16 protein-coding genes are annotated in these 12,022 nt (G+C 68.2%); 11 read left to right on the top strand and 5 right to left on the bottom strand.

What is annotated here, in order from left to right; translation table 11 throughout:
- The first annotated feature begins 143 nt into the window (after positions 1–143).
- On the top strand, positions 144–584 hold the full coding sequence (locus tag ACWDUD_RS05810) for a DUF4383 domain-containing protein (protein WP_197253864.1): 441 nt from the start codon (positions 144–146) through the stop codon (positions 582–584).
- Positions 585–611: 27 nt separating this feature from the next.
- On the opposite strand, the gene ACWDUD_RS05805 is transcribed toward ACWDUD_RS05810, so the two are convergent.
- Complete coding sequence (locus ACWDUD_RS05805; RefSeq protein WP_374068741.1) at positions 612–1,229, bottom strand: TetR/AcrR family transcriptional regulator; 618 nt, start codon at positions 1,227–1,229, stop codon at positions 612–614.
- Between the two features lie 103 nt (positions 1,230–1,332).
- Here ACWDUD_RS05805 and ACWDUD_RS05800 point away from each other — a divergent pair, with 103 nt between their 5' ends.
- Positions 1,333–2,040, top strand: a complete 708-nt coding sequence (locus ACWDUD_RS05800) for an SGNH/GDSL hydrolase family protein (protein WP_450108644.1) — start codon at positions 1,333–1,335, stop codon at positions 2,038–2,040.
- Here the strand turns inward: ACWDUD_RS05800 and ACWDUD_RS05795 are convergent.
- From ACWDUD_RS05795 to ACWDUD_RS05780, 4 genes are all read right to left on the bottom strand, one after another.
- On the bottom strand, positions 2,024–2,689 hold the full coding sequence (locus ACWDUD_RS05795; RefSeq protein WP_197253822.1) for a hypothetical protein: 666 nt from the start codon (positions 2,687–2,689) through the stop codon (positions 2,024–2,026). The two genes, ACWDUD_RS05800 and ACWDUD_RS05795, sit on opposite strands and share 17 nt — an antisense overlap.
- A 100-nt stretch (positions 2,690–2,789) precedes the next feature.
- Positions 2,790–3,395 (bottom strand): hypothetical protein, encoded by a 606-nt coding sequence (locus tag ACWDUD_RS05790; RefSeq protein ID WP_450108643.1) that lies wholly within the window; start codon positions 3,393–3,395, stop codon positions 2,790–2,792.
- A gap of 44 nt (positions 3,396–3,439) precedes the next feature.
- Complete coding sequence (locus tag ACWDUD_RS05785; RefSeq protein ID WP_450108642.1) at positions 3,440–4,825, bottom strand: FAD-binding oxidoreductase; 1,386 nt, start codon at positions 4,823–4,825, stop codon at positions 3,440–3,442.
- On the bottom strand, positions 4,822–6,366 hold the full coding sequence (locus tag ACWDUD_RS05780) for an AMP-binding protein (RefSeq protein ID WP_450108641.1): 1,545 nt from the start codon (positions 6,364–6,366) through the stop codon (positions 4,822–4,824). Before ACWDUD_RS05780 ends, ACWDUD_RS05785 begins: the two co-directional genes overlap by 4 nt.
- Positions 6,367–6,502: 136 nt before the next feature.
- Between ACWDUD_RS05780 and ACWDUD_RS05775 the strand changes: the two genes are divergently transcribed.
- From ACWDUD_RS05775 to ACWDUD_RS05735, 9 genes are all read left to right on the top strand, one after another.
- Entirely contained in the window at positions 6,503–7,441 is a 939-nt protein-coding gene (locus tag ACWDUD_RS05775; protein WP_450108640.1) for a hypothetical protein, read from the top strand.
- Positions 7,442–7,461: 20 nt separating this feature from the next.
- Entirely contained in the window at positions 7,462–7,824 is a 363-nt protein-coding gene (locus ACWDUD_RS05770) for a hypothetical protein (protein ID WP_450108639.1), read from the top strand.
- On the top strand, positions 7,821–8,264 hold the full coding sequence (locus ACWDUD_RS05765; RefSeq protein ID WP_450108638.1) for a pyridoxamine 5'-phosphate oxidase family protein: 444 nt from the start codon (positions 7,821–7,823) through the stop codon (positions 8,262–8,264). The genes ACWDUD_RS05770 and ACWDUD_RS05765 overlap by 4 nt, the downstream gene beginning before the upstream one ends.
- A gap of 79 nt (positions 8,265–8,343) precedes the next feature.
- The gene (locus ACWDUD_RS05760; RefSeq protein ID WP_450108637.1) at positions 8,344–8,859 is read left to right on the top strand and encodes a DUF1360 domain-containing protein; all 516 of its coding nucleotides are present in this window, start codon (positions 8,344–8,346) and stop codon (positions 8,857–8,859) included.
- 7 nt (positions 8,860–8,866) lie between these two features.
- Entirely contained in the window at positions 8,867–9,610 is a 744-nt protein-coding gene (locus ACWDUD_RS05755; RefSeq protein ID WP_450108636.1) for an MBL fold metallo-hydrolase, read from the top strand.
- Between the two features lie 57 nt (positions 9,611–9,667).
- Complete coding sequence (locus tag ACWDUD_RS05750; protein ID WP_450108635.1) at positions 9,668–9,817, top strand: hypothetical protein; 150 nt, start codon at positions 9,668–9,670, stop codon at positions 9,815–9,817.
- A 50-nt stretch (positions 9,818–9,867) separates the two neighbouring features.
- Entirely contained in the window at positions 9,868–11,016 is a 1,149-nt protein-coding gene (locus ACWDUD_RS05745; RefSeq protein ID WP_450108634.1) for a zinc-dependent alcohol dehydrogenase, read from the top strand.
- 12 nt (positions 11,017–11,028) lie between these two features.
- Positions 11,029–11,637 (top strand): hypothetical protein, encoded by a 609-nt coding sequence (locus ACWDUD_RS05740; RefSeq protein ID WP_450108633.1) that lies wholly within the window; start codon positions 11,029–11,031, stop codon positions 11,635–11,637.
- Entirely contained in the window at positions 11,634–12,020 is a 387-nt protein-coding gene (locus tag ACWDUD_RS05735; protein WP_450108632.1) for a hypothetical protein, read from the top strand. The genes ACWDUD_RS05740 and ACWDUD_RS05735 overlap by 4 nt, the downstream gene beginning before the upstream one ends.
- Positions 12,021–12,022 lie beyond the last annotated feature (2 nt).

The following is a 12,022-nucleotide window of genomic DNA, read 5'->3' as shown; positions in this document are numbered from 1 at the left end:
GGGGCAGGTTTGCCCGGCTGTTCCCACGGGTAGGCCACGGAGGTCCCTGCCAGCGATCCTCCTGGCCGGAAGGCACGAGGGTTCTGCCGGCCGGCAGAACTCGAAAGAAGGGAACCGTCATGGCCGAGCACGCGACACGCAGTATGACGCGGACACCTGTCCAGACCGCCGCTCTGGTGATCGGGGCACTGTTCCTCCTCGTCGGGATTCTCGGGTTCATTCCCGGCATCACGACCAACTACGACACCATGACCTTCGCCGGTCACCACTCCGAGGCGATGCTGCTCGGCGTGTTCAACGTGTCGATCCTCCACAACATCGTGCATCTGCTCTTCGGTGTGGCCGGGCTCGCGATGGCGCGCACCGTCCCTGCTGCCAGGGCATTCCTCGTCGGCGGCGGCGTGATCTACGCGGTGCTGTGGATCTACGGACTGGTGGTCGACGCGGACAGCTCCGCGAATTTCGTTCCGCTCAACACGGCGGACAACTGGCTGCACTTCGGACTGGCGGTCATCATGATCGCGGCCGGTGCGCTGCTGGAGCCGCGTAACGATCGGGCGCTGCGCAGCGAGCGCGCGCGGTAGCGTCCGCGGATCGTCCCGAGCGCCGGTTCAGTCCGGATCGGCGTTCAGGATCCGATCGACGATCGAGCGAGCGGTCTCGGCGGCGCGCGGATCGTCAAGGCGCAGTGCGGTGTTGGTGGCCGCGAGGACGGCATCGATCTCGAACGCGACCTCGTCCGGGTCGCGATCCGGGACGGTGCCGTCCTCGCGTGCGTGCCGGTACTCGCCGGCCAGCAGGTCCAGCCAGTCGCGGCGGTCGCGGGCGAGTGCGTCGCGGACCGGTCCGGGGCGGCTGTCGAACTCGGCGATCGTGGCGGCGCGGAAGCATCCGCCCGGAAACGCCGGTTCGATCGCGTAGTCGAGCCACCGGTCGATCAGGGCGCGGAGTCGCGGAAGTCCAGCGGGTTCGCGCAGGGCGGGCCGGACGATCCGTTCGACGAACACCTCTCGGGCCGCGTCGACGGCGGCCACCTGCAGGTTCTCCTTGCTGCCGAACAGTGTCGCGACACCGCTCTTGCTGAGGCCGAGGTCGGTCGCGAGGCGTCCGATGCTCACCCCGTTGAGGCCCTCGACCGATGCCACGTCCACCGCGTGCCGGGTGATGGTCGCGCGGGTGCGTGCGCCCTTGAGCAGTCGCAGGTCGGACGTCGATGCGGGTTCCGTCACGCGAATCATCCTCTCACGTCTTGCCGAAGTGGACGAACGGTCGTACTGTCATATGCACGAACGATCGTACTCCCTTCCTCAGTCGAGACCCGGAGGGTCAGCCATGACGAACTCGATCTCCCGAACCGTCCCCGCCTCGCCCTGGACCGAGGCGACGGACCCGATGTGCCTGCCCGCAGCGACGCAAGCGGCACTCCTCGCCGACGCCCCCTGGTCGAGATACGCCGTGATGGGCGACTCGATCGCCGAGGGCATCGGCGATCCCAGCCCCGGATACGCGACCTCACCGTGGGCCGATCGGGTCGCGGCCGCGCTGCGCGCCACCCATCCGGACCTGGCGTATCTCAACACCGGGCGCATGGGCGCCACCAGCGGGCAGGTGGTCGCGACCCAGCTGTCACCCGTGCTGGACTTCGCACCCGATCTGATCCACATCACGTGCGGTTCCAACGACCTGTGGTCCGCCCGTCCGGACCTGGCGCGCACCGCCGACAATCTCGGGTCGCTGTTCGCGGCGGCTCACGACACCGGTGCCACCGTCACCACGCTCACCCTGGCCGACGCGTTCGTCGGCGACGACATGCTCGCGCTCCGCGACGGTGTCATGGCGGTGAACGACCTGGTCCGCACGCTCGCCGCCCAGTACGACGCGGTGCTGCTGGATCTGTGGCAGCACCCGCTGCGACTGCGGCCGGAACTGCTCAGCGCCGACCGGATCCACTTCACGATGACCGGGCACGCGGTGCTGGCCACCGAAATGGTCCGGGCGCTGCACGCGAGGATGTCGCGGTCCGTCAACCCGCTTCGGTAGCGGACCGATCGCGGCGGGGCAGCGAGAGCAGCGCGGAGACCAGGAAGCACAGGGCACCGACGAATGTCCCTGCGTTGGCCCAGAAGTCGCTGGCCTCGGCGCCGCTGGAGGTGATGAACGCACCGGCCGCGGAGATCCCGAATGCGATGCATCCGACCAGATTCACCCACACGGCCCATCCGTCGCGACCGCGCGGTACCCACGTCCGCGCACCTTCCTGGTACACGCGGAGCGCGAGTGCCCCGCTGATCAGGAACGCCACCGACCCCGCCGCGTCGGGCCGCCACACGAGGTGCCGCTCCTCGGTGACGTCGTAGGCCTGCAGGGCGGCAGCGGTACTGACGTTGAACAGCACCGTCCCCACGCTCTGCACGGCGGACGACAGCCATTCCGCCCGGAGCAGGGACTCCCCGCCGGTCTCCGTGGTCATGGGTCCGCTGCGCAGAAGCTGGATCAACCCCGCGGCGGTGAAGAACCACGCTCCGACGAAGAAGAACCCGTTGGCGCGCGAGGTGCCGAGGAGACCGGCGAGCACGGGCGCGGATCCGATTGCGAAACAGGCCGATCCGATGACGAAGCCCCAGCACTGCTTCCGCAGCGTCGGCCGCACGTGGATTCCGGAATGCGCAGCAGGCGGAACGTTGTCCATGGCAACCTCCGGTCGGATGGAGACGACCCATCGAGTATCGCCGGTGCGGTCGTCCCTCGGCCTCGTCTCGGCGAGACCGGTCCGGGTGCCTCCCGCCGAATCAGCTTTCCGCCGTGCGTGATTGCAGGGGATCCGCGGGAAGTCGGTCCGCCTGCGCGAACCGGGCGAGCTGCGCGCTGTGATTGGACGCTTCGAGGCACTTGCCCTGACGCATCAACTCGGTGACCAGGTGCCGGGCGGCGGGCCGCCACGGCAGAGCGTCGAACTGCTCCCTGCTGCCCCCCGTGTCCGTCCACCAGATGGTTGTCGTCGTCGGCTGCGTCCGGAACCGCAACTCGGGGTTGGCGGCTTCGAGACCACCGACATCGGTGCCGGCGTCACCTTCGAACACGGCGGTGTCGACGGTGACGAACCCACCGAGCCGGCGCTGTCCGTCGGGCATCGTCTCGACGTACAGGCACGCGGTCTCGTACGCGCCCGCGTGCACGCTGCACAGCCGTTGTGCGGTGTCCGCCTCGGAGGTGAAGGGCAGGCACACCACCGCCCAGTACTCGCGTTCACCCATCTTCGGGTTGGGCACCGACGACTGCACGTAATCGTGCAACCACTCGGTGACCGTCCCGAACTCCGGGTACGTCTCCAGTTCCCGATACCGGGTGTCGCGCAGCGGAAGGGCGGCTGCGTCGTATCGCGTCTGTCCGGTCACTCGTCGGGCTCCTCTTGCACGACGACACGGTACTCGATCACAGGTCAGAACAGAACGCCCGGATTCAGGATCGCGTTCGGGTCCAACGCTTCCTTGACCCGCCGCGTCAGATCCATGACGTCCGGGCCGACCTGGTCGGGCAGCCACGCCTTCTTCAACCGGCCGACCCCGTGTTCGCCGGTGATGGTCCCGCCGAGGCCGATCGCCAGATCCATGATCTGGCCGAACGCGGCGTGCGCCCGCGCCGTCATGTCCTCGTCGGCAGGGTCGAAGACGATGAGCGGGTGGGTGTTCCCGTCCCCGGCATGGGCGATCACCGCGACCGTCACCGCATTCCGCTCGGCGATCTCCGCGATACCCCCGACCAGCGCGGGAAGCGTCGGCAACGGAACCCCGACATCCTCGAGCAGAAGACTGCCGGTGCGCTCGACAGCGGGGATGGCCATCCGCCGCGCCGCCGCGAACGCTTCACCCTCCTCCGGATCGTCGGTGTCGAACACCTCGTCCGCGCCGGCGTCGCGGCACGCCTGCACCATCAGCGCGATCTCCTGCGCGGCAGCGGCACCCGGCGCATCGGACCGCGCGATGAGCATGGCCTCGGTCGCGCGATCGAGGCCCATGTGCAGGGCGTCCTCGACCGCATTGATGGATGCGCGGTCCATGAACTCCAGCATCGCCGGGCGCAGTTTCCCGGTGATCGCCAGCACCGCGTCCGCGGCGGCCTGTACCGACGAGAACGTCGCGACCATCGTCGACGCGGGTGGCTGCGGCGGCAGCAACCGCAAGGTCACCTCGGTGATGATCCCGAGCGTGCCCTCGCTCCCGACGAACAGTTTCGTCAGGGAAAGTCCCGCGACGTCCTTCAGGCGCGGGCCGCCGAGCCGCACGACGGTGCCGTCGGCGAGCACGACCTCGAGGCCGAGCACGTAGTCGGTGGTGACTCCGTACTTCACACAACACAATCCGCCCGCATTGGTGGCGGCGTTGCCACCGATCGTGCAGATCTCGAACGACGACGGGTCCGGTGGGTACCACAAACCGTGCTCCGCGGCGGCTCGCTTGACCTCCGCGTTGAGCAGTCCCGGCTGGACGACCGCGGTGCGGGTCACCGGGTCGACGGTGATCTCACGCATCTTCTCGGTGCTCAGCACGATCCCGGCGGCGAGGCCGCCGGCGCCGCCGGACAGGCTCGTGCCTGCCCCGCGCGGCACCACCGGAACCCGATGGGTGTTCGCCCATTTCAGGGTCGCCGACACGTCCGCGGTCGAACGCGCCCGAACCACCGCGAGCGGCACGGACGCGTCCGGATCCATCGCCCGGTCCTGCCGGTAGCCGGCGAGGATGTCGGGGTCGGTGACCACTGCGCCTTCGGGCAGCAGCCGGGCCAGCGCGTCCAGGTCGGCTGTGTGCTGGGTGCCGCCTGCGCTCATGGTGTGGCGGTCAGGTAGCGGGCCCGCAGCTTGTGCTTGACGAGTTTGCCGGTGGGGGTACGCGGCAGGTCGTCGGAGAAGTCGATGCTGCGCGGCGCCTTGAACCGGGACACCCGTTCCCGCACGTAGTCGAGCAGTTCCTGCTCGACCTCGGGGCTCGGCTCGACACCGTCGACGAGCTGGACGACCGCCTTGACCTCCTCACCCATCTCCTCGTTCGGCACACCGATCACCGCGACGTCGAACACCTTCGGATGCAGGGTGAGCACGTTCTCCGATTCCTGCGGGTAGATGTTGACGCCGCCGGAGATGATCGTGAACGCGGCACGGTCGGTCAGGTACAGGAACCGCTCCTCGTCGAGATAGCCGATGTCGCCGCTCGTCGTCCATGTCGGATGCGCGGGGTGCGTTGCCTCCTCGGTCTTCCGAGGATCGTTGTGGTACTCGAACGGGCGCTCGTCGCGCTCCCACCACACGGTGCCGATCGAGCCGGTCGGCAGTTCCTCGCCCTCGTCGTCGCAGATGTGGACGATTCCCATGACCCCGTCGCGACCCACCGAACCGGGGTGCGCGAGAGCCTGAGCGGAGTCGATGAACGTGGCGCCGGAACCCTCCGTGGACGCGTAGTACTCGTTGACGACCGGGCCCCACCACTCGATCATCGCGCGCTTGATCTCCGGCGGGCACGGGGCCGCAGCGTGGATCGCGACCTTCATGCTGGACACGTCGTACTTCGCGCGAACCTCCTCCGGGAGTTTCAGCATGCGCACGAACATGGTCGGCACCCATTGGCTCGCGGTCACCCGGTACCGGTCGATCAGGGCGAGTGCCTCCTCCGCGTCGAACCGGTCCATGAGGATGACGGTGCCGCCGACCGACTGGATGGTCCCGCAGAAACGCAGCGGCGCAGCGTGATACAGCGGCGCCGGGCACAGGTAGACCGTCTCGGCGTCGAATCCGTACATCGGCGCGAACACGGCCGTGTAGGGATCGGGGATGTCCTGCACCTGCCCGTCGGGCAGCTTCGGCTTGATGCCCTTGGGGCGGCCGGTCGTACCGGACGAGTACAGCATGTCCTGGCCGCGGGGCTGATCGGCGAGGGGAGTGGTGTCGAACCGGGCGACGGCCTGCGCGTAGTCGTCGAAACCGGGAAGGTCGCCGCCGAACACGACGCGATGGGTCACGGCCGGGTACGCGTCCGGTGCGAGGTCGACGGCCTCGACCGCGTCCGCGGACACGACGAGTACCTTCGCGCCGCAGTCGTTCACCACGTAGGCGGCTTCGGCGGCGGTCAGATGCCAGTTCACGACGGTGATGTAGAGACCGGACCGCAGGGCCGCCCAGTAGACCTCCATCACGCGCAGGTCGTTGTTCGAGATCAGCGCCATGTGGTCGCCCGGTCGGAGACCGAGGTCGCGGAGGTACTTCGCGAATCGCAGCGAATTCTCGTCGAGTTGCCGGTAGGTCAGCGACTCTCCGGTCGCGGGCCGGATGATGGCCGGCTTGTCAGGGGTGACGGACACGAAATTCCCGGGGTACATGCCCACGGTCTTACCACACCGTGTGGCGTACGCCACACAGAAGTGGGATCGCGTGGTGCGGCCCGGGAGCCCACCCGACGGGGCCGTCCGGGCGTAGGCTCGCCGACACACGGCGGGCCGGAGCGGGAGGAACGAGATGGCGCTCAGTGTCGATCAGGACAGGCTGTACTTCGAATTCCCCGAGGTCCACGCCGATGCCGAACTCTCCGTCTCCTTCCATCGCACGGTGCGTGTCCCGGACGACGGCACCACCTATCCGCTGCCGCCGAGCCTGGGCCGATTCCCGCTGCGTATCGTCGACGACGTGCTCGTGCTGCCGATGTGGCAGTCGGAGGCGTGCTGGATCAAGTTCGACGGCCGCTACCCCTTCCTCGTCAAGGTCGGCGTCGGTGATGTCGACGCGGTGACCGGTGGAAAGTGGTCCGAGGAACCGGATTTCGAGCGGGAGGACTACTTCGAGGTGCCGGAACAACCGTGGCTCGACGGCTTCCAGGTGGCCGCGGGCAAGGTCCGGCAGTTCGTGGCAGCACCGCTCGGAGCCGGATACACGGTCGAGGAACAGCTCGCCGCCGGGGTTGCGATCGGGGGAGTGCGGATCGTCGCGTACCCGATCCGAGGACCGATCTGGGAGGAGCGCAAGAAGTTCGACGCGCAGCGGCCGATGCGGGCGTTCGCGGCGCCCGAGCCGTCGTCGTCGATGGGATTCGGGGCCGGAGGGGCGATCGAGCAGGGTGTCGCGACGCCCGTCGAGGAACACGACGCGTGGGATCTCGACCACCACTCGGCGGTCCGGATCGAGCTGGTCAACAGCGACCGCTGGGAAGCGCTCACCGGCGAGCAGCCGCCGACCGAACCCGTGACCGCAGAGGAGTACACGAAGCGCGGATACCCGTGGTTCTCGCTCTACGAGGAAACCCCGGCCCGTCAGGGCTCCGAGGAGTTCGCCGGGGTCGAAACCGTGTCCGAGGTGCGCGCCCGGCGCGGCGAATCCCCGCTTCCCGGCAACGAGCACGTCGAGGCGCCCGAGCCGATCCGGATCCGGCGTGAGCGCCGAACCCGCGACCGCCGCGGATAGACCCGTTACCCTCGTACAACATGGGCGTCACCCAGAGAGTCGACCCCGAACCGCTCGTCGCGGAGTTGCTTGCCCGCGGTCGCGCGGCCGTAGCGTTCGACCACGACGAGCGCGTCGACGCGCTGCCCGCACGCGTCGTTTCCGAAGGCGAGAAGCTCCGGATCGGACTCCACCCGGAATCCCTCCCGGCGGATGCCGCGTTCGATCGGGTCACGCTGATCCTCGACGACGGATCGTTCTGGTTCGAGCTGCGCGCGGTGAACCTGCGCGGCCGGATGGTGCGGGCCACCGATGTCACGACCGACGGCCTCGCCTGGTTCGATTTCGAGCAGCGCCGCGCCACCGGATGGGACTACGCCAAGCTGCACGAGGAGCCGTCGTGACCCCGGACGATCCGATCGCCGCCACGTTCTTCGAGCATTCGCTCGTCGCGCGGGTCGCGACCCGGTCGCCGAAGGGGCGTCCGGCCATGACACCGCTGTGGTTCCTGTACGACCGAGGCCGGCTGTTCCTGGCCACCGGCCGGGACACCGTCGCGGCCCGCAACGCCACGGCGAACCCCGAGGTCGTCGTGCTGCTCGACGCGGAGGGGAAGGGCCGCTCGGACCACGTCCTCCGGGTCCGCGGACGCGCGAAGGTGCATCCCGGGGCCCCGTCACTGCGCGCGCTGGCGTTGCTCGGCCGGAAGTACTACCTCGGCGGCTGGCGTTCGGAGCTCGGGCACATCCGCCTGTGGCGGATGCGGACGCGCTACTACGGTCAGGCGGAGGGCGCGGTGATCGAGATCGAACCGCTGAGCGCGGAGTTGTTGCCCCGGCCCTGACGCGAACGCGTGGGCGCCGGATGATTGATTTCGGCGGGGGCGGGTACCTCGATGCGACCGACTTGTGAAGGAAGCATCGATGACTCTCACTACCGAACCCGAATGGAAGCTCGACAGCCGCGGCGACGAACCGGAGGATGAGCGGAATCTCGGCGGGCACCTGGTGGTCCTGGTTCTGTACGGCGTTCTCGTTGGAGGCATCGCTGCATTGTCGGTGGTGACCGGCAGGCAGCTGCCGCGGCGAATGAGCCCCCGCGATCTGCTTCTCGCCGCGGTTGCGGTCCACAAACTGTCGCGCACGATCACCAAGGACGAGGTGACCAACCCGCTTCGCGCACCGTTCACCGAGTACGACGGCGACGGCGGACCTGCGGAGGTGATGGAGTCACCGAAGTACCGGAACGGAGCCCGGCGCAGCCTGGGTGAACTGCTGACCTGCCCGTTCTGCTTCGACGTCTGGGCGGTTGCCGTTCTCACCGTGGGGCGGGTGTTCGCGCCGCGCCCGACCGCACTCTGCGTGGACGCTCTCGCGGTCCTGACAGGAGCGGACTTTCTTCATCTCGCGTACGCGAAGGCCCAGCAGGTCGCGGGGTGAAGCGGACATGATCACTCTCGGCGTCGCCGACGGCGTCCATCTGATCGGCCACGCACACGTCAACTGCTACGTCGTCGAGGACGACGACGGGGTGACCCTGCTGGACGCGGGCCTGCCGAGCATGTGGCAGATGGTGGAGGAGGTGCTCGCGCGTTGCCGGCGCGATCCCGCCGATATCCGCGCTCTGATCCTGACCCACGCCCACTTCGACCACGTCGGGTTCGCTGCCCGGGCGCGCCGGGAGTGGAATGTGCCGATCCTCGTCCATCCCGGCGACGAACGTCTGGCCGCACACCCCTACCGCTACACACCCCAACGCAACCGGTTCCTCTACGCGCTGACCCACCCCCGGTCCCTTCCGATCCTCGCTCGCATGGCGGCCGCCGGCGCGCTCACGGTGAAGGGCGTTCGGGACGTCGAAAAGCTGTCCACCGGAACCGTATTGGATGTACCGGGGCGACCGGTGGCCGCGCATACACCCGGGCACACCGACGGTCACTGCGTCCTGCACCTGGCTGATCGCGGTGTGGTGTTCAGCGGTGACGCGCTCGTCACGCTCGATCCCTACACCGGGGGTGAGGGACCCCAGATCGTCGCCTCGGCGGCCACCAAGGACACCCGCCGCGCGATCGAATCGCTGACCGCCATTGCCGCCACCGGTGCCGGCACGGTCCTGCCCGGCCATGGAGCACCGTGGACGGACGGGGCCGAGGAGGCGGTGCGTCGAGCGGTCGAACGCGGGGAACACTGACCATCCGCAGGCTGCGGGTAGGCGTTCACGACAGAGGCGAAAGGAGTTCCGGGACAGATGACTACGACCGATGTGCAAGACCTCGGCCCGGCCGAGGCGGAGGGACCGGAGCCGGTACGGCCGCGGACGACGGGAGCAGGCTTCAGCACGGCCGAGATCAAGGCCCGCATCGAAGCCATGTTCGCCGACCACCCCGAGGTTCCCTAGGAGGATTCCGGCGCAGAGCCGGGATCGAGAATCCAGAGCCGGGAGGCGAATTGAAAGCGATGGTGTACCGCGGACCGTACAAGGTCCGGGTGGAGGAAAAAGATGTTCCGCGCATCGAGCACCCGAACGACGCGATCGTGCGGGTCGTGCGCGCGGCGATCTGCGGATCGGACCTGCATCTCTATCACGGCATGATGCCCGACACCCGAGTGGGCATGACGTTCGGCCACGAATTCGTCGGTGTGGTGCACGAAGTCGGGCCATCGGTCCGCAACGTGCAACCCGGGGATCGGGTGATGGTGCCGTTCAACATCTACTGCGGCTCGTGCTATTTCTGTGCCCGCGGTCTGTATTCGAACTGTCACAACGTCAATCCCAACGCCACGGCGGTCGGGGGAATCTACGGATACTCGCATACGTGTGGCGGATACGACGGCGGCCAGGCGGAGTTCGTGCGCGTGCCGTTCGCGGACGTCGGGCCGCAGAAGATCCCGGACTGGATGGACGACGAGGACGCGCTCATGTGCACCGACGCCCTCGCGACCGGATACTTCGGGGCGCAGCTCGGTGACATCGTCGAGGGTGACACCGTGGTGGTCTTCGGCGCAGGGCCGGTGGGTCTGTACGCCGCGAAGAGTTCGTGGTTCATGGGCGCCGGACGAGTGATCGTGATCGACCACCTCGAATACCGGCTCGAGAAGGCGCGTACCTTCGCCCACGCCGAGACCTACAACTTCGCCGAGTACGACGACATCGTCGTGCAGATGAAGAAGGCCACCGATCATCTCGGGGCAGACGTGGTCATCGACGCGGTCGGCGCGGAAGCCGACGGCAATCTTCTGCAGCACGTCACCTCGACCAAGTTCAAGCTGCAGGGCGGATCCCCGATCGCACTCAACTGGGCCATCGATTCGGTCCGCAAGGGTGGAACGGTCTCGGTGATGGGTGCCTACGGGCCGATGTTCAGCGCCGTGAAGTTCGGGGATGCGATGAACAAGGGGCTGACGCTGCGGATGAACCAGTGTCCGGTCAAACGCCAGTGGCCGCGCCTGTTCGAGCACATCCGGAGCGGCGTGATCAAGCCGAACGACATTGTCACGCACCGCATCCCGCTGGAACACATCGCCGACGGCTACCACATCTTCTCCGCGAAACTCGACGACTGCATCAAGCCGGTCATCGTGCCGGACGCTGCGTGAAAGGACTGCGAGATGACGAAGCCGCCGACACCCGCCGCGTACACTGCGAGCCCGCACCCGCGTCCGGACTCGGACGCTCTGCGCGCACGCATTCCGGGATGGGGGGTCGACCTCGATCCGAAGGACCGGCCGGCGGTGCCGAAGGAGCGTTTCGAGCCGGAAGCCACGGGAGCGCAATGGGACTTCCCGGACCGGCAGGAAGAGAAGTGGCCCCGTGAACGCTCGGTCGAACATGCCCTGCTGACCCCGGTATTCGGCACCTCCTGCCCGCCGAAGGGGCTGTCGGGAATCGTCCGCAAGTACGCCTACCGCCGATTCAGCGAAGGACGCGCTGCACACTGGCTGCTGCTGCTCGGCGCTGACCGGATCGACGCCGTCGAATCCCATCTGAGGTCGTTCGCGTCCACGCGCCCGGACAACCCGTTCACCGAGACCGGAATCCGCAGCGAGTTCACGCACGGAGGGGCCCGCTCGCGCCTCGGACGGCGACGCGTCGACACGGCCCATCAGTGGATGGATCCGATTCTCGTGGGCGGGCCCTGGGTTCTCGGCATCGGCGCGGCGGCTGTCGCGGTGCGGGGTGCGCTGATGCGGACCCGCAGCGGTAGCCCGTCATCATGACCACCACCGTTGCCGAAGCCGATCGTCTCGGCGTCGGGCTCGCGCGCGTCCACGGATGGTGCAACTTTCTCGGCGGGCTGTGGCCGCTTGTGCACAGACGCAGTTTCGAAGCGATCTTCGGTCCGAAACAGGACCGGTGGCTGATGTACACGGTGGCAGGTCTGCTCGTGGGCAACGGAGCGGTGCAACTGCGATCCGAGGGCACTGTCGAGGGAACACGCGCGGCGCGGCGGGTCGGGGTGGCCACCGCCGCCACCCTGCTCACCGTCGACCTCGTCTACGTTCCCGCCGGGCGGATCCCGAAGACCTACCTTCTGGACGCGGCCATGGAAGGTGCACTGCTCGCCGCCTGGGCGTGGCATGCGCGGACGCGGGGACCGTGACC

This window comes from Rhodococcus sp. NPDC003382 (genome assembly GCF_053589135.1).
Note: the sequence above shows the minus strand (reverse complement) of the source record. Positions and strands in the feature narration are given on the sequence as shown.